Consider the following 25272-nt stretch of genomic DNA (forward strand, 5'->3'; position numbering starts at 1 on the left):
CGGTCGCCCGGGACCGCTATTCGCCCTTTCCGCGCAGCAATGCGCAGACGAAGTTCTCCTGAAGCGCACGCATTTCGCGCAGTCGCTCGGCACCGGTGGTCTCGGTGATCTGCGAGGTGACCGAGAACGTCAGCGAACGGCGGCCGTCGGGGGTCGCCGCGATCAACTGGGTGTAGCCCAGCGTGTTGCCGGTGTGGCCCAGGACGACACCACAGCGCGTCTGATACCGGAAGACGGCCAGACCCGCGGAGTTGCGGCCCGGCCCTGCGGGCTCGGAGGCGGCACCCTCGATCCACCGGCGCTGCTGCTCGACGACCTTCCTGCCGTAGAGCCGCCCGCTCGCGTAGCCGCGGATGAAACGGGTCATGTCGGCGGGCGTGGAGACGATGCCTCCGGAGGCCCAGACGCCCGACATGCCGATGACCTCGCTGACGTCCTCCGGGGGCGCTGGCGGGTCCACGTCGTAGCCGTGCAGATACGGCTTCGGCATCCGGTAGCCCTGCGGGAGGCTGGTCGAGTGGAGGCCGAGCGGCCGGTAGACCAGTCTGCGCAGGAGCTCTTCGTACGGCGTCCTGGTCGCCGCCTCCGCCATGAGTGCCACGGCGATGTTGTCCGAGTTCGAGTAGCGGTACTCGCTGCCCGGCGCGAAGAGCAGGGGCTGGTCGGCCACGTAGTCGAGCAGGCGCCGGGAGTCGAACCGGTGGCGCGGGTCGGCGCGCAGCTCGTCGAGGAACCCGGCGCTGCGGGAGTAGTCGGGCAGACCGCTGGTGTGGTTGAGGAGTTGACGAAGTGTCACCTCACCCCAGGCGTCGGGGAGTTGGGGAAGCCGCTGGTGCAGGGTGTCGTCGAGACGCAGGACCCGGTGGTGGACCAGTGTCAGGGCCACCGCCCCGCTGAAGGCCTTGGCCGTGCTGGCGATGCGCATGTGGTCGTCGGGCCGGGGCGGGCGGCCCGTGCGGATGTCGGCGACACCGGCCCGCACGACGCGCGTGCCCTCCTCGGTGCGCAGGACGGCGATGGCTCCCGGCGGTCCGCCGGGGCTCCGCACGAACTCCTCGAGCTGACGCTGGAGGTTCTGCCGGCCGTACGGGTCGGCGACGGCGCCGGCTGTCGCGGGGGCCAGCGCGGCGAGGCAGACCGCGAGGACGGACCCGGCTCGCAGGCGGGATCGGCGTAGAGACATGGGGGCTCCGGGGGGACGGACGTCATGGTCCGTCCAGCCTCACCAGGAGTCGTGCCCCCGTGCTTCCCTTACTGCTGCATACGGACGAGTGGACGCGGGCGCCGAGCGCTGCCGTGAATTCGTCCCGCCGGGATCAGCAGTGTCCTTCGTCCGGCTTAGTTGGTGGATACACCGGCATCTCCGGGGACACCGGATTATGCGCGTGAAGCGGGGGTGGCGGACAACCGCCACCCCCGCTTCATGCTCGTGCCGGTCGGTGTCAGATCGAGCGGCGGCTGGTGCGTCGCAGGAGTACGAAGCCGGAGATCAGGAGGATCGCGCCGAGTGCGGCCGGCCACAGCTTGGTGCCGGTCTCGGCGAGACTGCCCTGGTTGCCCTGGGGCTCAGCGGCGACGGGGGGCTGGGCGACTGCTCCCGGGGCAGTCGTCGCGGTGCTGTCCTGGGGGTTCGGCTGGTTCGCCTGCTCGTCGCCGTTCCCGTTGCCGTTGACGTTCCCGGTGTCGGGTGCCGTGGTGCTGTGGGCGGTGGGTGAGCTGTAGGTCTTCGGCTGGTCGTCGGCGGGGGCCGTCGACGCGTCACCGGCGGGGGCTTCGGCGGTCGGGGTCGGCTGCTGCTGGGGGTCGTCGCCGTTTCCGGGGTTCTCCTCGGCACCGTTGCCGTTGTCGCCGCCGTTGCCGGGGTCGTTGCTGTTGCCGGGGTCGGGGTCGGCGCTGTTGCCGTCGTCTCCGCCGTTCTGGCCGCCGCCGTTCTGGCCGCCGCCGCCGTTCTGGCCGCCGCCGTTGTCACCCCCGTTGCCGTTCCCGCCGTTGTCGCCGTTCCCGCCGTTGTCTCCGCCGTTGCCGTTGTCGCCGCCGTTGCCCGGGTCGTCCTGCCCGGTGCCGGCGCCGCACTGGCGGCCGTCGTTGATGCAGCCGACCATCTCGTTCATCAGGTCCTCGTCGAAGACGTTGATGAAGTCGCCGTGGTCGGTGACGGCCTTGTGCAGCTGCTCCGGGAAGGAGTCCACCGCGAACAGCGGGGTCGTGCGGCCGCCGTCGTTCAGGCTCGGCGCGTCGACGTCGTAGACGATCCGCTGGACCAGCTGCGGGATGGCCTGGAAGCCGTTCGGGCAGGTGCCGTCGTTCTGGGCGAACGCCACGTGGGTGCGGTGGTTGGCGCTGTCGATGTTGCGGCCGTCCCAGCAGCTCTGGAACTTGAAGGTGCGCACCACGTCACTGCCCTGCGGGCACAGCGGGTACTTGTCCTTCAGCTGGCGGTCCTCGAACCCGGTGCAGCTCCAGGACGCGTTGGCGTTGGCGGTGCCGTTGACGAAGGCCTTGGCGTCACCGGTGATGATGCGCAGCAGCCGCGGCATCGCGGTGACCTTGCTGCGCGGGTTGCCCACGAACGTCAGCGTCACCTCCTTGGGGGTGACGATCTCACCGGCGTTGCCCTCGATGCCACCGCCGGGCTTGTTGGCGTCCTGCTCCTGCGTGCCGTTCTGGAGCCGGATCACCGGCCAGTAGTACGTGGACTTGTCGCCCTGGTCGACACAGCTCGTCTCGGCGTTCGCCAGGTCCTCATCGCTCGCGAAGGCGGTGTTGGACTGGTTGCCGATGTAGTCGTGGAAGTGGTGGGCGCCGTTGGAGACACCCGGGGCCACGATGACGTTGTCCGAGTTGAACAGGCCGTTCGCGTTGACACCGCAGCTGGTGACGAAGGTGCCGCGGGAGGCGTCGCCCTGAGCCGGCGGCGCCTGTGCGGCGGGTGGGGCGCTGTTGATGTCGGCGTAGTCGGCGGCCACGGGGCCGTTGCCGGCCTGTCCGCCGTTGCCCTGCTGCTGGCCGCCCTGGTCCTGGCCGTCACCCTGACCGCCCTGGTCCTGACCGTCGCCCTGCTGATCGTCGCCCTGGCCGTCCTGGTTCTGGCCGTCACCCTGCTGGTCCTGACCGTCGCCGTTCTGGTTCTCGGTCTGGCGCAGGGTGCAGCCGGCCTTGTCGCCGAGGCCCTCGGGCTGTGCGCCCGCGCTCTGGAGGGCGGCGGTGATGCGCTCGATGGTCGCGGCGCGGTTCTCCTGGAGCGGGTCGACGATGCGGCTCTGGGCGGCGTCGCGGTCCTGCACCGACGGGTCCTGGAGCTGCTGGTAGGCCTCGGCTATCTGCTGGTCCAGCTGGGCGAGTTCCTTGTCGACGTCCGCCCGCGCCCCGTCGGGCACGCTGGTCAGCGCGTCACCCACGTCCGGGCAGTCGATCGTGACGGCTCCCCACGACGTCTGCTGCGGCGTGCCGCTCTCCGTGGCGGAGGCGTACACGTTCGCCGCGACCAGGCCACCACCCCCGAGCATCAGGGCCACTGCGGCGAAGGTCGCACGTCGTGCGCCGGTCGGTCGTCTGCGATTACTGCGTCCCACGGAAATACTCCTGCGCGTCTCGGCTCTCCGGGCATGCAAGTCCCCCGCCCCATACGGACGGCGGGCCCCCGGTGTTCAAGCGCATCGGAAATTCACAGCACTCTCATACGGAACACCGGCTTCCACCATCCCTCTCGAACCTCTGTGCAGGGAAAACGAGATGACTCGCACCCGTCGGCGCCCTTACGGTCTGCCCATGAACGGCACGGACACCGACCGGCTCCTGAACGTGGTGGACATCGAAGCCACGTGCTGGCCCGGTTCCCCTCCCCCGGGCTCGGTCAGCGAGATCATCGAGATCGGGCTCACCGTCGTGGACCTGTCGACGGCCGAGCGGGTGGCGCGGCACCGCATCATGGTCCGGCCCGTCCGGTCCGAAGTCAGTACCTTCTGCACGGAGTTGACCGGTATCACCCAGCAAGAGGTGAACCGGGGCCTGCCGTTCGGTGAGGCCTGCCGGGTGTTGGCCGCCGAGCACGCCTCCGGTGCGCGTCCCTGGGCGAGTTGGGGCGACTACGACCGCCTCCAGTTCACCCGGCAGTGCGGGGCCACGAGGACGCCGTACCCCTTCGGCCGCCGTCACACCAATGCCAAGGCGGTCTTCACCGACGTCCACGGCCTGCGCAAGCGTCCCGGCATGGCCCAGGCCCTGGGCATCGCCGGCCTGCCGCTCGAAGGCCGCCACCACCGCGGCGAGGACGACGCCTGGAACATCGCGGCCCTCGTCCTGCACCTCGCGAAGCGGGACGGCTGGCCCCTGTCCTAGTCCCCCTCCCCTCCTCAGTGCGGCGAGGAGAGCACCGCGTGGCGGCCGGTCACCCGGACACGGCGTACGGGGGTCCCTCCCCGCGGTGCACGGCCAGCAGGTTCTCCACCGCCATCTCGGCCATCCGGGCCATCGCCTGTGTGCTGTGGAAGGCGCTGTGCGGTGTGACGAGGAGACGGGTCGGGGCGAGGGCGAGCAGGCCGTGCGGGGCGTCGGCGGGAGCCGGGGTGGGCTCGGTGTAGTAGCCGTCGACGGCCGCGCCCGCGATGACGAGGTAGCCCGAGGGGCCCAGCGCATCCAGATGCTCGGCGGTGACGACCCCGTCGTTCACGCCGGGCTCGTGGGCGAAGGTGAGGCTCACCACGTCGGCCGAGTGGAACAGGCCGAGGAGCGAGCCGATCGCCTGGCAGGGCAGCGCCGCCAGTTCCGGCCTGGGCGTCCGGTTCCAGTACAGGAACACTCGGCGACCGCGACCGCGTTGGCGTGCGGGGTGTTGGCGAAGCGGACGGCCGAGGGATACGCCGGCAGTTCCATGCAGGAGCCGTACCCGGTGCCGAGGAAACACGCGACGGACAGGTCCGGCAGCCGGTCCCACGCTTCGGCGGACAGCCGCTCGCCGCCGCCGAGGACGTACCCCCAGGCACCTTCGAGAGCCTTGATCACCCCTTCCTCGTCGAGATCGCCGGGGGCTGCGGTGACCTCGAAGCCGGCCTCGTGCAGCGCGCGGACCGAGGGCTCGGGGAAGGGGGCGCCGGTGATGACGACACGGTGGTGGTCGCCGGCCGGCACGCTGTCGACCGTGGTGAAGCGGTTGGCGGCGTTGGCGCCCATCAGCAGCGGTGGGCCGTCCTGGGAGCCGGGCCAGGGCCCGCACGCGTGCGCGGCCCGCCGCAACCAGCTGTAACGGCGGGCCGCGATCCCCGCTCCGGGCCGTGACGTCCGGTCGCGCGGCGAGATCCACCGTGTCGAACCCCGCCGTCCCGGGTACCCGAACCGCCCGTCCCGGCCCCTCGGATGCGGGCCGGCCAGGAAGGGGGCACTGATGACGCAGCACGCCGACGACGACGTCGCCCGCCACGGGGGCGTCGCCGGACTGCGACTGGCGACCGGGGAAGCCGCCGGTGAGGCACTCGCCCAGAGTCTGCCCGTCGACCGCAACCAGGCGATCCTGGAGGCGGCCAAGCAGGTCGGCGCGATCCTGAAACGGGAGGGACACGCCTTCGCGCTCGCGGGCAGTGTCGCCGTGTACGCCCACGGCGGCGCCCAGAACCTCCAGCACGACGTCGACTTCGCCATCCGTCCCGAGGACGCGGAGTCGGTGGCCGAGACCCTCCGCGCGGCGGGCCTCCCGGTCCGGACGCCTCCGGAGGACTGGCTCCTGAAGGCCGACTGCCTGGGACAGCAGGTCGACCTGATCTTCGAGCTGGCGCACCAGCCGGTCACCACCGAACTGCTGGAGCGGGCCGACGAACTCTCCGTCGACTCGGTGTTCATGCCGGTGCTGTCCCCCACCGACCTGCTGCACAGCCTGCTGTCCGCGTTCTCCGAGCACCACTGCGACTTCGGGGCCGTGCTGCCGATCGCCCGCACGCTGCGGGAGAAGGTGGACTGGGACGCCGTACGCCGGGGCTGCGGGGACGCGCCGATGCCGGACGCGTTCTTCTACTTCCTGGAGCGGCTGGAGGTCATCGAACCGAGGACCGCCAGGCAGCAGCAGACCGAGGAGGGCCGGACATGAGCGGCTCCGCGCCGGAACACTCCGGCGAGAACGTCGAGTACCGCGTCGCCCACTTCCGTGACCGGCTGGCCGCGGAGGAGCTGGGTGAGCTGGGGGTCCGGGCCGAGGTGCGGGCCGGGGCGGTGGTCGTCACCGGCACGGTGCCGTCCGCGCAGTGCCGGGAAACCGTGCTGCGGACCGTCCGCGAGGAGCTCGCCGGGCTCGCCGTGCACACCGACGTGGTGGTGGCGGAGACCGCCACGCCCGATCATGCGGAGGAACTGCCGTGATCCGTGTCGCCGCCGTGGGGGACATCCACATGGGGCCGGAGAGCCAGGGCGTGCTGCGCCCCGCCTTCGACACCCTGCCCGACTGTGCCGATCTGCTGCTCCTGGCCGGAGACCTCACCCGGCACGGCACGCCGGAGGAGGCGCGAGTGGTGGCCCAGGAGGTACGGGGCCTGCCGGTGCCGGTCGTCGCGGTGCTCGGCAACCACGACCACCACGACGAGCAGCCCGAGAAGGTGGCCGCCCTGCTGGAGGACGCGGGGGTGCGGGTCCTGGAGGGCGAGGGGACCGTCGTGGAGTGCGGCGGCACCCGGGTCGGCATCGCCGGGACCAAGGGGTTCGGCGGCGGGTTCGTGGGCCGCAGTGCCGGGGAGTTCGGCGAGCCGCTGATGAAGGAGTTCGTACGGTACTCACGGCGCTGCGCGGACGGGCTGCGCACGGCGCTGGAGGAACTGGACCGGCAGGACTGCGGGGCCAAGGTGGCGCTCACCCACTTCTCCCCCGTGGCCGACACCCTCGCCGGTGAGCCGCTGGAGATCTATCCGTTCCTCGGCAGCTATCTGCTGGCCGAGGCCATCGACACGGCGGGCGCCGACCTGAGCGTGCACGGACACGCGCACGCGGGCACCGAGCACGGGATGACGGCCGGCGGGGTGCGGGTGCGGAACGTGGCCCAGCCGGTGATCCGGCGGGCCTTCAACGTCTACCACCTGCACGAGAACTGAGCGGCCGCCCCCCGTACGCGAACCGTCAGCTGCGGGCCGTGGCCCGGTCGTGGTCCTCCCATGCCGCGTCCCGCAGCTCCGGCCGCAGCAGCACCTCCACCGCCGTGCAGGCCAGGGCCTCGGCGGCGGCCAGCATCACCCGGCGGGCGCGCTCGGAGCCGGCCGCGACGGCGAACTCGGGGGTGTGGTCGGAGCCGTCCTCCTCCATGATCGCCACGAAGGGGTGGATGGCGGGCACCCGTCCGCTGACGTTGCCGACGTCGGAGGAGCCCAGGTAGACGCCGGGTGCGGGCGGGGTCATCTCGATCCCGGTGCCCGCCAGGTACCGGGCGAACCGGGCCGAGAGCACCGAGCTGTCCCGGAAGTGCTCGTAGCGGGGCGTGGCCCGTTCCACCGTGACCGTGGTCCCCGTCGCGCGGGCCACGCCCTGGGCGCAGGTGAGCAGTTCGCCCGCCAGGTCCTCCAGGGCGCCGGTGGTGAGCGCGCGCAGACCGAACAGGCCCTCCGCGTACTCGGGAACGATGTTGGTGGCCCTGCCGCCGTCGGTGACGATGCCCTGGACGTGCGACCCCTCGGGCAGCCTGCGCCCCACCACGGCCAGGGTGTTGAAGAGCTGGATGAGCGCGGCGAGCGCGTCGACGCCCTCGGTGGGGTTGCCGGTCGGGTGGGCGGCGCGGCCGTGGAAGCCGACCCGGTACTGGGCCTGCGCGGTCAGCGGGGCCCACTGCCAGCTGTGCACGCCGGGGTGGAACATCAGCGCCGCGTCGAGGTCGTCGAACAGCCCGGCGTCGGTCTCGGCGACCTTGCCTCCGCCGCCCTCCTCGGCCGGGGTGCCGATGGCCCAGACGGTGCCCGCGTCCCGGCTGAGCACGGCCCGCGCGGCGAGGGCGGCGCCGAGGCCGGCCGCGGCGATCAGGTTGTGGCCGCAGGCGTGGCCGAGGCCGGGCAGGGCGTCGTACTCCAGCATCAGGGCCACCGCGGGGCGGGTCCTGGTCCCGGAGCGTGCGGTGAAGGCGGTGGGCAGGCCGGCCACGTCCCGCCGCACCTCGAATCCCGCCCATTCGAGCTCTCCGCACAGCAGCGCCGCCGCCCGGTGCTCCTCGAAGGCGTACTCCGGGTCGGAGTGCAGCATCCGCGCCATGTCCCAGAGCCGGTCGGCCCGTGCCGTCACCTCCCCGTGCACCCGCGCGAGCACCTCGTCCACGGCGTCGGTCACATCGTCCTCCCCTGGCGTCGTACGTCCGTGTCCCGGTCCGGGTTCCATCGAGCGGGCCTGCTTACACCCGGTCACCGTTACCGGCACCGGGGTGGGGGTACTCAGGAGCGATCAGCGGGCGTCGTCCAGGAGGCCGACATGAAGGCGGACCGGATCGCCGATCCCTGGGGTGCCCGGACGCCGTACCGGCGCCACGGGTCCTGGCCGGCCAGGGTGGACACGTTCCTTGCGGAGGGTGTGGAGCCCGGGGCGGTCGACACATGGGTGCCGGCGGCTTCGCTGCTGCACTCCGGCGGTGACGCCATGGACATCGCCGTGGTCGGCGGTCGGATGGCCGGAGTGCGCGGACGGGCGGTGGACCGGGTCAGCCGCGGCAGGCTGGGGCCCAAGGACCTGTTCGGCTGGCAGGCGAACGCCTCGCCGGACCGGCTGACCCGGCCGCTCGTCCGGCGTGACGGGCACCTGGTGGAGACGGACTGGGACACCGCGATGGAGCGGATCGCGGCCCGCACCCGTGAGCTGCTGGAGGAGCGCGGTCCCGGTTCGATCGGCTTCTACACGAGCGGGCAGCTGTTCCTGGAGGAGTACTACACGCTCGCGGTGATGGCCCGGGCGGGCATCGGCACCAACCACCTCGACGGGAACACGCGGCTGTGCACGGCGACGGCGGCCGAGGCGCTGAAGGAGTCGTTCGGCTGCGACGGCCAGCCCGGCAGTTTCGACGACCTCGACCACGCCGACGTGATCGCGCTGTTCGGCCACAACATGGCCGAGACGCAGACCGTGCAGTGGGCGCGGGTCCTGGACCGGCTGGCGAGTGCCGACCCGCCGCGGCTGCTGTGTGTGGATCCCCGTCCGACCCAGGTGGCGCGGCACGCGGCCGTGCACCTGGCACCGCGCATCGGCACCAACGTGCCGCTGCTGAACGCCCTGTTGCACGAGACGATCCGGCACGACCGGGTCGACCACGACTTCGTCGAGGCGCACACCGTCGGCTTCGAGGAGCTGGCCGAACGGGTCGCGTCCTGCACGCCCGAGTGGGCCGCGGAGATCTGCGACGTGCCGGCCGCCCGGATCAGTGCGGCGGCCGAGCTCGTCGGCACGGCGGACGCCCTGCTGTCCACGGTCCTCCAGGGCGTCTACCAGGCGCACCAGGCCACCGCCGCGGCCGTGCAGGTCAACAACCTGCATCTGATCCGGGGCATGCTGGGCCGCCCGGGCGCGGGCGTGCTCCAGATGAACGGACAGCCCAGCGCCGAGAACACCCGCGAGTGCGGCGCCGACGGCGATCTGCCGGGGTTCCGCAACTGGCAGAACGAGAAGCACATCGCCGACCTGGCGCAGGTGTGGAACGTCGAGCCGGACCGGATCCCGCACTACGCGCCGCCCACGCACGCGATGCAGATGTTCCGCTACGCCGAGCAGGGCTCGATCGGCATGCTCTGGATCAGCGGCACCAACCCCGCGGTGTCCCTGCCCGAACTGGCCCGCGTCCGCGCCCTGTTGGCACAGGACCGGCTCTTCACCGTCGTCCAGGACCTGTACCTGACGGAGACCGCGCGGCTCGCCGACGTCGTGCTGCCCGCCGCGACCTGGGGCGAGAAGACCGGCACGATCACCAACGCCGACCGTACGGTCCACCTGTGCGAGAAGGCGGTCGAGCCGCCCGGCGAGGCCCGGCCCGACCTGGAGATCCTCCTGGACTTCGCGCGGCGCATGGACTTCCGCGACAAGGACGGCGGACCGCTGATCGGCTGGCGGGGGCCCGAGGAGGCGTTCGAGGCCTGGAAGCGGTGCAGCGCGGGCCGGCCCTGCGACTACACGGGCCTGTCCTACGACGGTCTCCGCGAGGCCGGTGGCATCCAGTGGCCCTGCACCGAGGAGCGGCCCGGGGGCACCGCGCGCCTCTACACGGACGGCATCACCTGGGCCCACCCGGACGACTGCGAGAGCTACGGCAAGGACCTGGAGACCGGGGCGGCCGTGGATCCGGTGGAGTACCGCTCCCTCAACCCGGACGGCAAGGCCGTGCTCAAGGCGGCCGCGTACGTCGAGCCGCACGAGATGCCGGACGAGCGGTACCCCTTCCAGCTCTCGACGGGCCGTACGCTCTACCACTTCCACACCCGCACCAAGACCGGCCGGGTGGCACAGCTCGACGAGGCGGCCCCCGAGGTGTGGACGGAGGTGAGCGCGGCGGACGCGGACCGGCTCGGTCTCGGCGAGGGCGATCTGGTGGAGGTCACCACCCGGCGCGGCGCCCTTCAGGCACGGTTGCGCGTCACCGACATCCGGCCGGGACTGCTCTTCGTGCCCTTCCACTACGGCTACTGGGACACCAAGGAGGGCGACGGCCCGGACGGGGGCGGTCCGGGGCGGGCCGCGAACGAGACGACGATTACCGACTGGGACCCCGCGTCCAAGCAGCCCCTGTTCAAGACAGCGGCCGCAGCCCTCACCCTCGTCGCCCGCGCGGACGGGCGGTACGCCCCGGCTCCCACCACCACGGCGTCGGCCCCGGCGGACCCCGGCTCCGTGCCCGTCACGGCGGGTGGCCGACAGGCCCGGGCGACACAGGACCCCGGCTACGGCGAGGGTCCGGCCCGGGATCCGGGAGGCAGGTCATGAAGTCCGGCAGGACCACGAAGTCCACCCGACGAGCCTGTGACCAGGAATAAGGCGTACGGCCCAGGGCACTCGGGGGCCGGAGGTGATGAACATGGGACACGGAGGAAACGTCATCGACGAGCTGATGACCGATCACCGTGAGGTCGAGGAGCTGTTCGGGAAGATCGAGGCGCTGTCGCCCGGTGAGAAGAACCGGAAGGTGTACGCCGAGCAGGTCACCATGGAGCTGATCCGGCATTCGGTGGCCGAGGAGGAGTACCTGTACCCGGCGGTACGCGAGCACCTGGTCAACGGGAACACCATGGCGGACCGGGAGATCGACGACCACTCCAAGGCCGAGCAGCTGATGAAGGACCTGGAGGGCTGCGAGGCGGACGACCCCGAGTTCGACCGGCTCGTCGGAGAGCTGATGAGCGAGGTCCGCTCGCACATCGCCGAGGAGGAGCAGACCCTCTTCCCGCAGTTGCGTGTCGCCTGCTCGGAGAAGGAGCTGAACGACCTGGGCGACAAGGTGCGCCGCGCCAAGAAGATGGCGCCGACCCGCCCGCACCCCTCGGCTCCGGACACTCCTCCGGCGAACAAGCTGCTTGCTCCCGGCGCCGGGCTGGTCGACCGGATGCGGGACGCGCTGTCGGGCCGCGGCAAGGAGGACTGACGCGCGCACCGCGCAGGTCCCACGGGTGAGGGCGAGGGCCTGCGCAGATCCCAGGGGCGAGGGTGAAGGCCTCAGGCGATGAGCGCCTCGTCCGAGCCCAGTCGGTCCAGCAGCTGGTCCCGGTGCAGTCCGGCCACCGGGGCCAGCAGGTCGGGATGCCTGAGCAGGGCCGCCGCGCGGCGGTCCGTGGCGTCGGGGGTGAGCAGGCGGCGGAACGCGGCCGGTGTGGCCGTCGTGTGCTCGCCCCCGGAGACCTCGGTCACGGCCAGTTCGGCCAGTTCGGGGTCGGTGAGCAGACAGGCCGCCCAGCTGGCCACGACTTCGTCCACCCAGGTCCGCCAGTGGTGGTCCTCGGTGTCCCGGTCACCGGCGGCGTCCGCGCCGGTGACCCAGTCGAGACGGGCGGAGCCGCCCGGGCCCGCCATGCCGAGCAGGGCGGCGTCCATCGCCGTCGGATAGCGCAGCCACGCGGCGACGGTGACCGCCTGCCGGGCCTGCACCTCGCACAGCGCGGCGGCCAGCGCGCCGCCCGAGGGCGGGTAGGCGCGGTTCAGCCAGTGCGCGGTCGCCGCGATGACCGGGGAGAGATCTGCTTGCACTGCCGGGCCGCCCGAGCTGCTGGTGGGAAGGGGTCTGGCCGAAACGGTAGCCCGCGGGCCGGGGAGGACGACATGGCTCCGACCTCGGCGGGCACGTGGTCTCGGCCACACCGCGCCTCCTGGCGCGCTACAGCTCCAGCCAGAACCGGGTGCGTTTCAGCCACAGGTCCAGCAGCTCCGAGTCGCCTCGCGTGCTGACGCCGGGCGCGGGGCGGGCGTAGAGGAAGAGGAGCAGGCCGGTCACCGGCCCGTGGACGCTCGCCGTGGCCTCGCCGCCGCCCCGCCGCCACCGCGGCCGCTCCCCGCCGAGGTCGAGCAGCCACTCCCCCGCGCTTCCCGCGTCGAAGCGCAGGGCCCGTCCGGGTGCGAGCAGGTCGGGCACGCCGGGCAGCGGCTCATAGGCCTCCGGGACGGTCGAGAACTGGAGCCACTCCTCGACGGCGTCCGCCGCGAGCCGCTCGTCGACCACGAACTCCGCGCCGGTCACCAGGGCCGCGTCGGCTCGGTGCAGCAAGGTCTCGTAGGCCATGCGACGGGCCCAGAACCCGGTGGACTGCTCGATCAGGTGTTCGTCGGCGGGTGTCCAAACCGGCGTGTCCGGACCGGCGGCCCGCAGGGTGCCGGCCAGCCGGGTGGCGCCCTCGACGAGCCAGCCGCCGAGTGCGGAGGGGTCGAGGTCGGCGTAGGCGGCCGGGTCGTCGACCGAGTCGTCGTCGGTCGGCCGGGTGGCGCGGGTCCGTACGATCTCCTCCGCCCAGCGGTGGTCGGCGCCCACGTGCCGCAGCAGCCGGCCGAGGTCCCAGCCGGGGCAGGTGGGCACCGGGGCGGCCGGGTCCGTGCCCTCGGCGTGGCGGGCGAGCAGGCCGGTCTGGGCGACGATCGCGTTGCAGTGGTCGTCGAAGGTCACCAACGCTTCCCCCTTCGCTGCACGATTCGTTATCCCTGACACCTAACCTGACTCCTTCGAGATCCACTACGGAATTCAGCGGCACTGCGGCGGACGGGGAGACACGGGCATGCGGGTCGGGGCGGGGAGCACAGGGCGTCGGGTGGCCCAGGTGGCTTTGCTGGTGGGCGTGTTGGCGGGCTGTTCGGGGACCGCCGAGGAGGGTGACTCCGAGAAGTCGGCGAGCCCGTCGGCGTCGGCGCGGACGTCCGGTGCGGGCGGTGCTTCCGCGAGCAGCGGCGGCACGATCGGCGCCGCCGGTTCGGCGTGCGAACTGCCCGTCACGTTCGACACGGCGAAGAACTGGAAGGCCGAGGCCGTCGAGGCGCCGCTGCGCCAGGGGCCGGTCACCCTGGCGTGCGAGATCGACGCGAAGCCCGCGGGCAGCATCGGCTTCCTGCGGGTGTGGGCCGCGAAGCCCGGTGACGCCGACGCCCGGAGCGTCCTGAAGGCCTTCGTCGCGGGCGAGGACGGCGCGAGCAAGGAGAAGTACGGCACCTTCACCTCCGACGGGCTCTCCGGTGTGGAGGTGGAGTACCTCTACACCAGCGAGCTCCTGGAGGAGACGAAGAAGGAGCGCGCTCTCGCCGTCGTCACCCCGGACGGCCCCGTGGTCGTGCATCTGGGCGGGCTGGACACCGAGGAGCACGAGGAGATGCTCCCGGCGTACGAGCTCGCCAAGCGCACCCTGCGCGCCGCCTGAGCCGGTCAGGCCTCGGTTCCGGTGTAGAACGCGATCGTCGCGGCCGTCGTCCTGGCGGCCGTCTCGGCGTCGGCTCCGGAGGCGGCGTAGGCCTCGCCCCACGCCTCGCCCGAGCCGGTGATGAAGGCGCTGCCCTCGGGCGTGGTGTGCCAGGTCGCGGCCTCCTCCTTGCTGAGCCCGCCGCCCGCGAGGTGCAGCCGGAGCCCGTAGAGCCCGAGGTCCCACCCGACTCCTACGGCACCGGGACCGAACTGGTCCCAGAACTCGTCCGGTACGACGGCCACGTGCTCGAGTTCGAGGACGGTGCGCTCCCCGTCCTCGGGCGTGAGGCGCACCTCGACCTCGCTGAAGCCGGGGTCGGGGCCGTACAGCCAGCTCACCCTGAGCCGCTCGGGCTCCACGCACTCGAGGATCTCGCCGCCGGCGTTGCCCTCCAGCTGGTAGCGGCCGCCGACCTTGAGTTCGCCGCTGACCGGCATGAACCAGCGCGCGATGCGTTCGGGGGAGGTCACCGCGTCCCACACGTCGGCGATCTCGGCGTCGTACGTGCGCCGCAGCAGTACGGTCCGGGCCTCACCGCTCTCGACCTGCCGGGTGCCGACCCGTCGGTGCAGTCGGTTGATCTCGTCGGCGATCTCACTCACCTTGGCTCACCTCTCCTTGCCGTCTGCGCTCCCGCTGTCCGCGCGCGAGCTCTGTTCCGAGCGCGTCGAGCCGCTGTTCCCAGAACCCCCGGAAGCGCTCCAGCCAGGCGTCGACCTCCCGCAGCGGCGCGGCCTCGACGGCGTAGAGCCGCCGGTTGCCGTCGGCGCGGACGGAGGCGAAGCCGCTCTCCCGCAGCACCTTCAGATGCTGGGAGACAGCCGGCTGGGAGATCCCGAACTCGTCCCGGATCACGGCACTGACCTCGCCCGACGCCTGCTCCCCCGAGGCGAGCAGTTCCAATATCCGGCGCCTGACCGGATCCCCGAGTACGTCGAACGCGTGCACGTGACCCACTATGCCACTCGCTGCTTATATAAGCCAAGTCTTAAATAGGTGGTGCGGGTGGGCAACGCAGAAGGGCCGACGGAGTTCCGGCGGCCCTCGGACTGCTGAGCGGTCAGGGTGTGGCGGTGACGGTCAGGCCGGTCTGGCCTCCGAGCGCAGCATCGGGTGCTGCGCCGTCACCTCCTCCAGCACGGAGAAGGCGTCGACGAGGGTCAGGGCGTGCGGTGCCAGCGCCGCGACCGTGGCCTCCAGCACCTCCGGGAGGTAGCGGACCTGTTCGGCGGTCAGTCGCTCGTGGGCGAGCAGTTCACCGCTGTTCGCGGCCACGTACCGCAGGGCGAACAGCCGGTGGAGGTGGTCGAGGAGCAGGCCCGCCCGCGGGTCGGCGGCCCGCCCGGCCGCGGCGAGGAGTTCCTGGGCGGCCAGCCGGTGCACATGGGCGTCGACCAGGGACAGCGCCGCCGAGGAGGCGCCGTTCCAGCGGTCCAGGGAGGAGCCGACCCGTTTGGCGCGCAGCCGCCCCCGGGCCCGCTCGTGACGGACCCGCTCCAGGTCGCCCATCAGGTCGTGCAGGTACTCCGGGTCGTGCAGGGTCCGGGCGGCCGGGGGTGTCTCGCTGGGCGGGCGTGGGGTGAAGCCGCCCAGCAGCATCTCGCCGGCCGCCTTGACCCAGATGACGGTGTTGTCGCCCTCCGCGGTGATGGTGCCCTCGTTGGCGGCGAGCTGGCCCGCGATCCCGTTGGAGAGCAACAGCCCCTGGGCGCCGCAGCGTTCCCGGCACTCGGTCATCACGGACCGGGCCTGCCAGGTGATCCACCCCTTGGCGACCGCCACCAGCCGCTCGGCTTCCTCACGTTCGCCCTCGGCGGCCCGCGCCCACCGCCGTACGACGCCGCGCTGGAGCAGGGTGGCGGCATAGGTCGTGGCCAGGGCCTCCACGAGTGGGGCGTGGTGGGTGCGGTGGCTGAAGAGCGGCACCCGCTGTCCGCTGGTCATGCCGGAGGTGACGCGCTGGTGGGCGTGGCGCACGGCGACGGCCAGGGCGTGCCGGGTCACTCCCAGGCTGTAGGCGCTCATGCACAGCTTGCCCATGGTGACGCGGCCGATGGAGCGCAGGAACCGTTTGCGGGGGCTGCCGAGGTTGGAGACGAATTCGCCCTCGGGCGTCAGCCGGCCGTGATCACCCTGGAGGAGAGCCGTCCGCGGCAGCCGGACCCCGTGGAAGGAGGTGGCGCAGTGGTCGACCGGGCTGCTGGCCGTCTGGGGCAGCGCCTCCACTTCCACGCCCGGCAGATGACGCCCGTGCGCGTCGGTCAGCGGGGTCAGGAAGAGGAACACTCCCTGGCTCTTGCCGTCGATCATCAGCCGTGCGGCCACCACGGCGTCCTTCGGGCCGCCGATCGCGGAGGTGTTGGGCATCCACTTGCGCGCCCCGCGCGTCGGAGTGGTGAGCACGAACCCGCCCGTGGCCCGGTCGAGGGTGGCGGTGGTCTCCAGTTGCGGTGCGTCGTTGCCGTGCGCCTGCTCGGTGCACAGGAAGGTGCCGACGCGCTCCATCCGCAGCCAGGGGCCCAGGTCCCGGCCGTCGCTGTCGTGTTCGAGGAGACTGCCGAGGAACAGGTTGTAGTGGATGCTGGCGATCGTGGTCATGCCCGGGTCCACCACCCCGGCCCACTCGTGCAGGGCGCTCAGGGCGACCGGGTCCCGGGCCAGGGCCTGCGGATCGGGTACCGCCGCGTTCACCGAACGTAGGCGTTGATAGGAGAGTTTTATTCGCTCCTCGTGCGTCAGCCCCTCGTGGTGGGCGAACACGTCGGAGCCGAACAGGCGGCGCCAGGGCTCGTGGATCTCGGCCTGTGCGTCGAAGAGCAGGTGCCTGAGGGCGGCGGTCTCGGTCAGCGGCGGTGACGTTACGGGGAGTTGAGAGGTGATCACAGCGGCAACGTAGCCCGGGGCACCCTCTGATCACATCATGATCATCACCACGATTGAAGACCCGCGTCTGGTGGTAGTTACCCCTTAAACGGCCCCTCTAATACCACAAGTCACAATCCACACAAGGTGATTGCCCTCCGGTGCGGGACTCTACGCCCCGCGCTCCCGGTCGACTTCACCCACCCCCGTGCCTCCGGCGTGTCGCCCTGTCTCCTACCCACCGTTCCGGGTGAACGAGACGTGTGTTTCTCGTCGACGGCTCAACGGCCGGTTCGGTTCCCTCGGTCGGTCACCAGCCGCTGACGCGGTTCCAGAACCCCCGCACGGCGAGCGCGTCACCGGCCGGGCGGGCACCTTCCACGACGTGGTAGCCCTGGTGCTGCGCCGCGGTGGCGCAGGCGTGGTTGGGCAGGATACGCAGCCGCGTGCCGATGGGAAGGTCGGGCAGGCGGGCGCCGTCGCGAGCGGTGAGGGTGCCGTGCTCCTGGCTGGCGGCGGTCATGACCAGGCCCGGGAGGAGGTTTCCGGCGAGGTCGGCGACCAGGCCGTAGCCCTGGTCCTGCGCCTGGGCGGCAGTGCCGCGGTCGCGGGACATGGCCATCCAGCCGCCGTCGGTGACGATCCAGCCGTACTCGGGCCGGTGCCCGATGACCGTGACGACGACCGACAGGGCGAGGTCGTCGAGGCCGCAGACGCCGAGGCCGGCCATCACCAGGTCGAAGAACACGTAGTTGCCGGCGCGCAGTTCGGTCACTCCGGTGAGGTCCTCGGCGGCGTGGGCGGTGGGGGTGGACCCGACGCTGACGGTGGCCACCGGCAGGCCGGCCGACCGCAGTCGCTCCGCCGCGGCGACCGCGCTGTCCCGTTCATTCCGCGCGGCCCGTCTCCGCTCCTCAGCGGTGGGAGCGAAGTACGACTCGCCGGCGTGGGTCAACACGCCGTCCAGGCAGCCCGCTTCGTGCAGGACGCGGCCGATCCCGAGGAGCCCGGGGGCGTCGGGCCTGAGCCCGCCGCGGTGGCCGTCGCAGTCGATCTCGATCTGGGCCGGGACGGCGATCCCGGCCCGCCGGGACGCGTCGGCGACGGACTCCGCCTGTTCGGTGCTGTCCAGGAGGACGCGCAGGGTCACACCGCGCCGCAACAGGGCGAGGACGCGCGGGAGTTTGTGGGGGTCGATGCCGACGGCGTAGGTGATGTCGGTGTACCCGCCCGCGGCGAACGCCTCCGCCTCGGCGAGGGTGGAGACGGTGACCGGGCAGGGGGTCGCGCCCTCGTGCAGCAGAGCGGCGACATCGAGGCTCTTGGCCGTCTTCACGTGCGGGCGCAGGGCCACGCCGAGCCGCTCGGCCCGGGCGGCCAGCCGCTCGATGTTGCGCCGGGTCCGGTGGAGATCGACGACCGCGAAGGGGGTGTCGGGGTCGGCAAGGGTGCGCGCGTCGGCGCTCACGGGGTGGTGCTCGGGGGTCACGTGGAGAGGTCCGTCCTCACAAGCGGGCGTACAGGGGGGCACACAAGGGGGCCGTCACTTGCTGTAGTTGTAGACGGTCGCCCGGGACACACCGAGGAGGTCCGCGATGGTCTGGGCGGCGTCGCGGGAGTCGAACCAGCCGTCCCGGTGCAGCTGCCGCACCAGTTCCTTCTTGTCCGGTCGGCTCAGCGAACGGGGCGTGGCCGCGCGCTCGGCCGCCAACTCCTCCACCACCTGCCGCAGTTCGCGTGTGGTGCGGTCCCGAAGGGTCTCCAGGGGCTGGTCCCGGTGCTCGGTGTCGGTGGCCACGAGGTTCGACAGGGCCAGGGTCACCGGCGACAGGACCGACACGTCGAGGTTGAGACACAGGGCCGCGACGTACTCCCCGGCGGTGTTCTTGATCCCGATGGAGGTGCTCTTGGCCGGGCGGCCGTCGGGGAAGCGGTTGGGGTAGTTCTGGAGGACGCTCGGATAGTCCGGGTCGGCGATCCGGGCCAGGCCCAGCTCGGTCGCGGAGTCCCCGACCCGGCGGCCGGAGAGGTTGTTCTCGATCGCCCGGATCGCGTGCCGCGGGTCCCGCAGGTCGTGCAGCACCACCTCGCACAACCCGGGGAACATGCGACCGAGCGCCACGGCGATCTTCTCGGCCTCACTGATGAGGTGCTCGTCCGCACCGCCAACGACGCCTTCCACGACCAGCGCACCGCCCCACCACGTTTTTGGACTGATTGTCCAGAACTGGATATTGACTCTAAGAGTCCGACCGACAGTTGTCCAGCGGGGTGATCGAGGTATACATATGGGCCGCCCGGGTGCGGGCCGGTGACCTGGTGGCGCATTCTTGCTGTGTCGCCCGCGGGACGGCGCACGGACGAGGTAGGGCCGATGACTGGGAGCGTCAAGGAGGCACACTCCGCGGCCGGGCGGCTGGCGGCGCTGCTGATCGACGCTTCGACGGAGGCGATCAGTGCGGCCGGCGGCCACGCCGGAGGGGTCTATCTGCGCTCCCGCACGCCCGGAGTGCTCCGGCTCGCCGTCCTGTCAGGACTTCCCGGCCCGCTCTTCCGGCCCTGGTGGCGGCTGCACGTCGACAGTCCCTTCCCCGTCGCGGACTCCTACCGGCTGGGTGTCCAGGTGGTCCTGCCGAACGCCACCGAGACCATGCGCCGCTACGCCCAGTTCGCGGCGGGCCTGCCCTTCCACTTCGGCTCGCTCTACGTACCGGTCGTCAGCGGTTCGACGACCTACGGCGTGCTGACCGTGCTGCGCCCGGCCGTCACCGACGCCGCCGACCTGCTCTCCGAGCGCGACCGCGTGGTGCGGCTCGCGCAGGAGCTGGGTGCGGCGCTGCGGAGCCTGGAGGAGGAGGACTCCGACCAGGTCGCCTGGGACGGCGAGCCGATGTACCTGCGGCCGCCCACCGCTTCCACGTCGGTGGGGCGGGTCGGCCGCTTCGCCTGGGACCCGACGACGACCGCGATCACCCTCGACGAGGATCTGCACACCCTCCTGGGGGTACCGCCGAGCGAGTTCCCCGGCACCGCCGAGGCCTTCGCCGACGCCGTGGCCCCCAGCGACGCGCACCGCATCCTGGGCACCCTGCGCGACACCGCCGCGGGTCGGCCTCCGGCGCTGCCGCTCTACCTGCGGGACGCGGACGGCGCGCTGCGTCTGCTGGACCTGTGGACCGCCCACGACCCGCCCGCCGCGCCCGCGGTCCGGGGCGTGGTGGTGGCGCCGGGCCCGGCCCCCACGGCCGACTCGGCGGCGGACCTGCTGCCCGACGGCGTGTTCTGCCTCGACCGGCTGGGCCTCGTCGTCTACGCCAATCCCCGCGCCGCCCAGCTCCTGGGCCGCCCCCGCACCGAACTCGTCGGCCGCGACCTGTGGGAGGCCGTGCCCTGGCTGGGCCGCCCCGATTTCGAGGACCACCTGCGCGCGGCCCTCCTGGCCCCGGACCCGGTCCACTTCCACCTGGAACGTCCACGGCTCCGCGAGGCCGCGGATGAGGCGGGGGTCGAGGGCACCGGGCCGGGGGTGCAGGGCAGCGGAGCGCAGGGCGGGCCGGGGGTGCGGGGGGACGCGGGGCAGCACGAGGCGCAGGCACAGGGGACCGCACCGGAGCACGAGCCGCAGGCACAGGGCACTGCATCGGAACACGAGCCGCAGGCACACAGCACCGCAGCGGAACACGAGCCGCAGGCACACAGCACCGCATCGGAACACGAGCCGCAGGCACACAGCACCGCAGCGCGGCAGGAGGCGCAGGTCCGGGGCACTGCGGCGCGGGAGGTGCCCTCGCGCTCCACGTCCTCGCCGCAGGACACCGACCCCGCACCCCAGTCGTACGAAGGCGACTGGTTGGCGCTGTCCGTGTATCCCGGTCCCGACCGGCTGACCTGCACGGTGCGGCCCGCGAGTCGGGTGGCGGACAGTCCTGCCGGACACGGCGGCGCCGAGGCGGCCGAGACGGGGGCGAGCCCACTCGCGCCGCTGTACCGGCCGATCGCCCTCGCCATCGCGCTGAGCGAGGCCGTCACCGCCCGGCAGGTGTCCGCCGTCGTGATGCGGGAGCTGCTGCCCGCGTTCAGCGGGCGCCGGCTCGCGATCTACCTGCTCCAGGACCGCCATCTGTACCTGGCGTGGGAGAGCGGCTTCCCGAAGGGCTTCCTCGCGCCCTTCGACGGCGTGGGCCTGGAGGCACGCCTCCCCGGCGTCGAGACCCTCACCAGCGGCCGACCGCTGTTCTTCGACTCGATGGAGGAGCTGACGACCGCCTACCCCGGGATCGCCCTGGACGCGACCGAGGGCGCCCGGGTCTTCCTGCCCCTGATCGCCTCCGGCCGGTCCGTCGGTTCCTGCATCCTCGGCTTCGACCGGCCCCGCAGCTTCTCCACCGAGGAGCGCACGGTCCTCACCGCGCTGGCCGGACTGATCGCCCACGCCATGGAGAAGGCGCAGCGCTACGAGTCGGAGTCCGCGCTCGCCCGGGGACTCCAGCAGGTGCTCCTGCCCCGCCGGCTGTCGGCGCACCCGCTGCTGGAGACCACGGGCCGCTATCTGCCCGGCACCGCGGGGATGGACGTCGGCGGGGACTGGTACGACGTCGTCGAGTCGGGCGACGGGCTCGCCCTGGTCATCGGGGACGTCCAGGGGCACGGCGTGCAGGCGGCGGCCACCATGGGCCAGCTGCGCAGCGCGGTCCGGGCGTTCGCGCTCGGCGACCGGCCGCCGGACGAGGTCATGAGCAGCACCAACCATCTCCTCATCGACCTCGACCCGGGACTCTTCGCCAGCTGCTGCTACATCCGCCTCGACCCCGCCACCGGGCTGGCCCGGGCGGCCCGCGCCGGCCATCCGCCCCCGCTGCTGCGCCGCCCCGACGGCCGTACCCGGGTCCTGGACCTGCCCGGCGGGGTGGTGCTCGGGGTGGATCCGCGGGCCCGCTATCCGGTCACCGAGTTCCAGGTGGACCCCGGCACGGTCCTCGCGCTCTACACGGACGGACTGGTGGAGCGGCCCGGCTGCGACATCGACGAGGGGATCACCGCGCTGCGGGTGGCCCTGGCGAAGGCCGGCGCCCCCGCGGCCCGTCCCGGCCAGCGCTTCCTGGCGGGCGTGGCGGACCGGCTGACCGCGACGGCCCGGCACGCCCCGGACCGCCCCGACGACATCGCACTACTGCTGGCAACCCGCCGCGCCGAGCCCTCATCCGGCACCCACTGACCACCCCCACCACCCCGCCCCAGGCCCGCGGACGCGCACGGCACCCCGCCGAGCCCGCGAACACGCACCGCACCCCGCCGGCCCCAGGCACCGCCCCTTCCCCGACCGCACCGACGCGCCCGCCACGCTCGCCCGGCGCACTCAGCACACAGCGCACAACTCCGGTCCAGCCCGCGCAGACGCGCCGCACCTCCACCCAACGCGCACTCAGCACGCCCAGCCAGCACCCCTGTTCAGTCCGCGCCGACGCGCACTCAGCGCACCCACCCCCATGCCAGTCCGCACATGCGCGCCCGGCACCCTCACCCACCCGGCCCCCAGCACGACCCGCCCCCAGCCCCCCTGTCCCCCCACCACCACGCCGACCGGCGCCTGTCTCCCCCCTCCCCCTGCGTGCGCCCCGTGGAGGGTCTGTCGCTGTTCTGTCACACCGTGTGACGCCCCTCGCCTCCTGCGGCGCGGCAGTGTAGACATGGGCACATGGTCCGACTCCCGGGCCGTTCCGGGGGCGGGTCGGCCCGTCGCCCCGGCGGTCCCCGCCCACCGCAGACACCCGACCGCACTCACGACCAGCACGAGGGCCCGGCACGGGGCAGTTCACCGACCCGGGTGGAGCGCGACGGAGCCCGGAGCGGGCGGGGACCCGGGGCGCTGCGGGCGGCGGTCGGCGGACGCAGCGTGGCCGGACAGGTGTTCGTCCTGCAAGTGGTGATCGTCCTGCTGCTGGTCGTGGCCGCGGTGGTCGCCCTGGTGCTCCAGGTACGGCACGACAGCACTGTGGAGGCCCGCAACCGTTCCGTCGCCGTGGCCCAGGCGTTCGCCAACGCGCCCGGCACCCTGGAGGCCCTCGACAGCCCCGACCCCTCGGCGGTGCTCCAGCCGCGCGCCGAGGCGGCCCGCCGGGCGACGGACGTGGACTTCATCGTCGTCATGGACACCGACGGGGTGCGGTACACCCACCCCAAACCGGACCGCATCGGCAAGAAGTTCGTCGGTGACATCGGCCCCGCACTGGCCGGGCGCGTGGTCACCGAGGACATCACCGGCACCATCGGACCGCTCGTGCAGGCCGTCGTGCCGATCAAGGACACCGACGGCAAGGTCGTGGGCCTGGTGTCGGCCGGCATCACGACCGCCAAGGTGGGCGGCACCGCCGACGAGCAGCTGCCGCTGCTGCTGACGGCCGCCGCCGTCGGGCTCGCCCTCGCCATGGGCGGCACGGCGCTGGTCAGCAGACGGCTGCTGCGGCAGACGCACGGCCTGGGCCCGCACGAGATGACCCGCATGTACGAGCACCACGACGCGGTGCTGCACGCCGTGCGCGAGGGGGTGCTGATCGTCAGCGGCGAGGGCCGGCTGCTGCTCGCCAACGACGAGGCGCACCGACTGCTCGACCTGCCCGCCGACGCCGAGGGCCGGCACGTCCTCGACCTCGCGCTGCCCGCCGACACCGCGGGGCTGCTGGCCTCCGGACGGGTCGCCACCGACGAGGTGCACCGGGTCAGGGACCGGCTCCTCGCGGTCAACCAGCGGCCCACCGACATCCAGGGCGGCCCGCCCGGCAGCGTCGCCACGCTGCGCGACTCCACCGAGCTGCGCGCCCTGTCCGGGCGCGCCGAGGTCGCCCGCGAGCGCCTGGACATGCTGTACGACGCCACGGTGGGCATCGGCACCAGCCTGGACGTGACCCGCACCGCCGAGGAGCTGGCCGAGCTCGCCGTACCGCGGTTCGCGGACTTCGCCACCGTCGACCTGTTCGACGAGGTGCTCAGCGGCGGGCAGCCGGAGGCGGCGACCACCCTGCGCCGTACCGCGCTCAGCGGGATCCGCGAGGACGCCCCGCTGTACAAGGTCGGCGAACGCATCCCCCTGGTCGACTCCGCCCCCCAGGCCCGTGGCATCAGCAGCGGCAAGGCGGTCCTGGAGCCGCGGCTCGCCGAGGCCACCGGGTGGCACGCCCAGGACCGGGAGCGTTCCGCCCACGTCATGGAGTACGGCATCCACTCGCTGATCGCCGTCCCCCTGCGAGCCGGCCACCTCGTCCTCGGCACGGTCAGCTTCTGGCGCTCGGAGAAGCCGGAGCCCTTCGACACCGAGGAGGTCGCCCTCGCCGAGGAGCTCGTCACCCGGGCCGCGGTCTCCATCGACAACGCCCGCCGCTACACCCGCGAGCACACCATGGCGGTGACGCTCCAGCGCAGTCTGCTGCCCCGCCGGCTGCCCGAGCAGGACGCCCTGGACATCGCCTACAAGTACCTGCCCGCGCAGGCGGGCGTGGGCGGCGACTGGTTCGACGTACTGCCGCTGTCCGGTGCCCGGGTCGCCCTCGTGGTCGGTGACGTCGTGGGGCACGGACTGCACGCGGCCGCCACCATGGGCCGGCTGCGCACGGCGGTGCACAACTTCTCCGCCCTCGATCTGCCGCCCGACGAACTGCTCGCCCTGCTGGACGAGTTGGTGGCCCGGATCGACCAGGACGAGGCGGAGGAGAGCGGCAACTCCCCGGTGACCGGCGCGACCTGCCTGTACGCCGTCTACGACCCGGTCTCCCGGCGGTGCACGATCGCCCGCGCGGGCCATCCCCCGCCCGCCCTCATCCACCCCGACGGCACCGTCGAGTACCCCGACGTGCCCGCCGGTCCGCCGCTGGGCCTCGGCGGTCTGCCGTTCGAGACGGCCGACCTGGAACTCGCCGAGGGCAGCCGTCTGGTGCTCTACACGGACGGGCTCGTGGAGGACCGGGAGCGCGACATCGACGTGGGCCTGGAGCTGCTGCGCACCGCCCTGGAGCAGGCGGGCCCCTCGCCCGAGGACACCTGCCGGGCCGTGCTGGACGCGCGGCCGCCGTCCCGGGCCATCGACGACATCGCCCTGATCGTGGCCCGCACACAGGCGCTCGCCGCCGACCGGATCGCCGAGTGGCAGGTCCCCGCCGACCCGGCCGCGGTCTCGGAGGTCCGGGCGTCCGTGTCGCGGCAGCTGTCCCTGTGGGGCCTGGACGAGCTCGCGTTCACCACGGAGCTGATCCTGAGCGAGCTCGTCACCAACGCGATCCGCTACGGCGGCGACACCGTCCAGGTACGGGTGCTCTTCGACCGTTCCCTGATCTGCGAGGTCTTCGACAGCAGCAGCACCTCACCGCATCTGCGGTACGCGGCGATGACCGACGAGGGCGGCCGGGGTCTGTTCCTGGTCGCGCAGCTCAGCGAGCGCTGGGGCACCCGGTACACCCCGGCGGGCAAGGTCATCTGGGCGGAACAACCGCTGCCGTGACCCCCATGGACGCCTTTGGCCACCCATAAGCCGATCTTATGAGCCCATAGATCGGACCCGCGTACC

Annotated in this window: 21 protein-coding genes; 9 read left to right on the forward strand and 12 right to left on the reverse strand. The window is 72.6% G+C overall.

What is annotated here, in order from left to right; genetic code table 11:
* Window positions 1-16: 16 nt before the first annotated feature.
* Window positions 17-1183, reverse strand: coding sequence for a serine hydrolase domain-containing protein (locus tag OHN19_RS02000; protein ID WP_330262410.1), 1167 nt, complete (start codon window positions 1181-1183; stop codon window positions 17-19).
* A gap of 259 nt (window positions 1184-1442) precedes the next feature.
* On the reverse strand, window positions 1443-3506 hold the full coding sequence (locus tag OHN19_RS02005; protein WP_330269508.1) for a DUF1996 domain-containing protein: 2064 nt from the start codon (window positions 3504-3506) through the stop codon (window positions 1443-1445).
* A 262-nt stretch (window positions 3507-3768) separates the two neighbouring features.
* Here OHN19_RS02005 and OHN19_RS02010 point away from each other — a divergent pair, with 262 nt between their 5' ends.
* Window positions 3769-4338 (forward strand): 3'-5' exonuclease, encoded by a 570-nt coding sequence (locus tag OHN19_RS02010; RefSeq protein WP_330262411.1) that lies wholly within the window; start codon window positions 3769-3771, stop codon window positions 4336-4338.
* A gap of 49 nt (window positions 4339-4387) precedes the next feature.
* Here OHN19_RS02010 and OHN19_RS02015 read toward each other — a convergent pair whose 3' ends face one another.
* On the reverse strand, window positions 4388-4702 hold the full coding sequence (locus OHN19_RS02015; RefSeq protein ID WP_330262412.1) for a hypothetical protein: 315 nt from the start codon (window positions 4700-4702) through the stop codon (window positions 4388-4390).
* Window positions 4696-5169 carry a hypothetical protein gene (locus OHN19_RS02020; RefSeq protein ID WP_330262413.1) on the reverse strand — a complete coding sequence of 158 codons (474 nt, stop codon included), beginning with the start codon at window positions 5167-5169 and terminating at the stop codon, window positions 4696-4698. Before OHN19_RS02020 ends, OHN19_RS02015 begins: the two co-directional genes overlap by 7 nt.
* 211 nt (window positions 5170-5380) lie before the next feature.
* Here OHN19_RS02020 and OHN19_RS02025 point away from each other — a divergent pair, with 211 nt between their 5' ends.
* From OHN19_RS02025 to OHN19_RS02035, 3 genes are read left to right on the forward strand one after another with little or no spacing between them, the layout of a single operon-like run.
* Window positions 5381-6076: a nucleotidyltransferase domain-containing protein gene (locus tag OHN19_RS02025; RefSeq protein ID WP_330262414.1), complete on the forward strand. Its 696-nt coding sequence runs from the start codon at window positions 5381-5383 to the stop codon at window positions 6074-6076.
* Window positions 6073-6345, forward strand: coding sequence for a BON domain-containing protein (locus OHN19_RS02030; protein ID WP_330262415.1), 273 nt, complete (start codon window positions 6073-6075; stop codon window positions 6343-6345). The genes OHN19_RS02025 and OHN19_RS02030 overlap by 4 nt, the downstream gene beginning before the upstream one ends.
* Window positions 6342-7067: a metallophosphoesterase family protein gene (locus OHN19_RS02035; RefSeq protein WP_330262416.1), complete on the forward strand. Its 726-nt coding sequence runs from the start codon at window positions 6342-6344 to the stop codon at window positions 7065-7067. The genes OHN19_RS02030 and OHN19_RS02035 overlap by 4 nt, the downstream gene beginning before the upstream one ends.
* 25 nt (window positions 7068-7092) lie before the next feature.
* Here OHN19_RS02035 and OHN19_RS02040 read toward each other — a convergent pair whose 3' ends face one another.
* Window positions 7093-8283, reverse strand: coding sequence for an amidohydrolase (locus OHN19_RS02040; RefSeq protein WP_330262417.1), 1191 nt, complete (start codon window positions 8281-8283; stop codon window positions 7093-7095).
* 138 nt (window positions 8284-8421) lie between these two features.
* On the opposite strand from OHN19_RS02040, the gene OHN19_RS02045 reads away from it, so the two are divergent.
* Both OHN19_RS02045 and OHN19_RS02050 read left to right on the forward strand, forming a co-directional pair.
* Window positions 8422-10911 (forward strand): nitrate reductase, encoded by a 2490-nt coding sequence (locus OHN19_RS02045; protein WP_330262418.1) that lies wholly within the window; start codon window positions 8422-8424, stop codon window positions 10909-10911.
* Between the two features lie 91 nt (window positions 10912-11002).
* On the forward strand, window positions 11003-11566 hold the full coding sequence (locus OHN19_RS02050) for a hemerythrin domain-containing protein (RefSeq protein ID WP_330262419.1): 564 nt from the start codon (window positions 11003-11005) through the stop codon (window positions 11564-11566).
* Between the two features lie 71 nt (window positions 11567-11637).
* Here OHN19_RS02050 and OHN19_RS02055 read toward each other — a convergent pair whose 3' ends face one another.
* On the reverse strand, window positions 11638-12165 hold the full coding sequence (locus tag OHN19_RS02055) for a hypothetical protein (protein ID WP_330262420.1): 528 nt from the start codon (window positions 12163-12165) through the stop codon (window positions 11638-11640).
* A 127-nt stretch (window positions 12166-12292) separates the two neighbouring features.
* Window positions 12293-13075, reverse strand: coding sequence for a maleylpyruvate isomerase family mycothiol-dependent enzyme (locus tag OHN19_RS02060; protein ID WP_330262421.1), 783 nt, complete (start codon window positions 13073-13075; stop codon window positions 12293-12295).
* 106 nt (window positions 13076-13181) lie between these two features.
* On the opposite strand from OHN19_RS02060, the gene OHN19_RS02065 reads away from it, so the two are divergent.
* Window positions 13182-13814, forward strand: coding sequence for a lipoprotein (locus tag OHN19_RS02065; RefSeq protein WP_330262422.1), 633 nt, complete (start codon window positions 13182-13184; stop codon window positions 13812-13814).
* Window positions 13815-13819: 5 nt separating this feature from the next.
* Here OHN19_RS02065 and OHN19_RS02070 read toward each other — a convergent pair whose 3' ends face one another.
* From OHN19_RS02070 to OHN19_RS02090, 5 genes are all read right to left on the reverse strand, one after another.
* Entirely contained in the window at window positions 13820-14458 is a 639-nt protein-coding gene (locus OHN19_RS02070; protein ID WP_330262423.1) for an SRPBCC family protein, read from the reverse strand.
* Window positions 14451-14813 (reverse strand): metalloregulator ArsR/SmtB family transcription factor, encoded by a 363-nt coding sequence (locus tag OHN19_RS02075; RefSeq protein WP_330262424.1) that lies wholly within the window; start codon window positions 14811-14813, stop codon window positions 14451-14453. Before OHN19_RS02075 ends, OHN19_RS02070 begins: the two co-directional genes overlap by 8 nt.
* Window positions 14814-14936: 123 nt before the next feature.
* Entirely contained in the window at window positions 14937-16739 is a 1803-nt protein-coding gene (locus tag OHN19_RS02080) for an acyl-CoA dehydrogenase (protein ID WP_330262425.1), read from the reverse strand.
* Window positions 16740-17028: 289 nt separating this feature from the next.
* Window positions 17029-18207 (reverse strand): alanine racemase, encoded by a 1179-nt coding sequence (locus OHN19_RS02085; RefSeq protein WP_330262426.1) that lies wholly within the window; start codon window positions 18205-18207, stop codon window positions 17029-17031.
* Between the two features lie 54 nt (window positions 18208-18261).
* Entirely contained in the window at window positions 18262-18900 is a 639-nt protein-coding gene (locus OHN19_RS02090; RefSeq protein WP_419249501.1) for a helix-turn-helix transcriptional regulator, read from the reverse strand.
* Between the two features lie 192 nt (window positions 18901-19092).
* Here OHN19_RS02090 and OHN19_RS02095 point away from each other — a divergent pair, with 192 nt between their 5' ends.
* Window positions 19093-21933: a SpoIIE family protein phosphatase gene (locus OHN19_RS02095; RefSeq protein WP_330262427.1), complete on the forward strand. Its 2841-nt coding sequence runs from the start codon at window positions 19093-19095 to the stop codon at window positions 21931-21933.
* Between the two features lie 480 nt (window positions 21934-22413).
* Window positions 22414-25206, forward strand: a complete 2793-nt coding sequence (locus OHN19_RS02100) for a SpoIIE family protein phosphatase (protein WP_330262428.1) — start codon at window positions 22414-22416, stop codon at window positions 25204-25206.
* Window positions 25207-25272 lie beyond the last annotated feature (66 nt).

This window comes from Streptomyces griseorubiginosus, from assembly GCF_036345115.1.
In the GTDB taxonomy this organism is placed as follows: Bacteria; Actinomycetota; Actinomycetes; order Streptomycetales; family Streptomycetaceae; genus Streptomyces; species Streptomyces griseorubiginosus_C.

Excerpts from the sequence above, each read along its gene's own strand:
- OHN19_RS02000 (WP_330262410.1), bottom strand. The coding sequence starts at position 1,183 with ATGTCTCTACGCCGATCCCGCCTGCGAGCCGGGTCCGTCCTCGCGGTC.
- OHN19_RS02005 (WP_330269508.1), bottom strand. The coding sequence starts at position 3,506 with ATGCTCGGGGGTGGTGGCCTGGTCGCGGCGAACGTGTACGCCTCCGCC.
- OHN19_RS02010 (WP_330262411.1), top strand. The coding sequence starts at position 3,769 with ATGAACGGCACGGACACCGACCGGCTCCTGAACGTGGTGGACATCGAA.
- OHN19_RS02020 (WP_330262413.1), bottom strand. The coding sequence starts at position 5,169 with ATGGGCGCCAACGCCGCCAACCGCTTCACCACGGTCGACAGCGTGCCG.
- OHN19_RS02025 (WP_330262414.1), top strand. The coding sequence starts at position 5,381 with ATGACGCAGCACGCCGACGACGACGTCGCCCGCCACGGGGGCGTCGCC.
- OHN19_RS02030 (WP_330262415.1), top strand. The coding sequence starts at position 6,073 with ATGAGCGGCTCCGCGCCGGAACACTCCGGCGAGAACGTCGAGTACCGC.
- OHN19_RS02045 (WP_330262418.1), top strand. The coding sequence starts at position 8,422 with ATGAAGGCGGACCGGATCGCCGATCCCTGGGGTGCCCGGACGCCGTAC.
- OHN19_RS02050 (WP_330262419.1), top strand. The coding sequence starts at position 11,003 with ATGGGACACGGAGGAAACGTCATCGACGAGCTGATGACCGATCACCGT.
- OHN19_RS02065 (WP_330262422.1), top strand. The coding sequence starts at position 13,182 with ATGCGGGTCGGGGCGGGGAGCACAGGGCGTCGGGTGGCCCAGGTGGCT.
- OHN19_RS02095 (WP_330262427.1), top strand. The coding sequence starts at position 19,093 with ATGACTGGGAGCGTCAAGGAGGCACACTCCGCGGCCGGGCGGCTGGCG.
- OHN19_RS02100 (WP_330262428.1), top strand. The coding sequence starts at position 22,414 with ATGGTCCGACTCCCGGGCCGTTCCGGGGGCGGGTCGGCCCGTCGCCCC.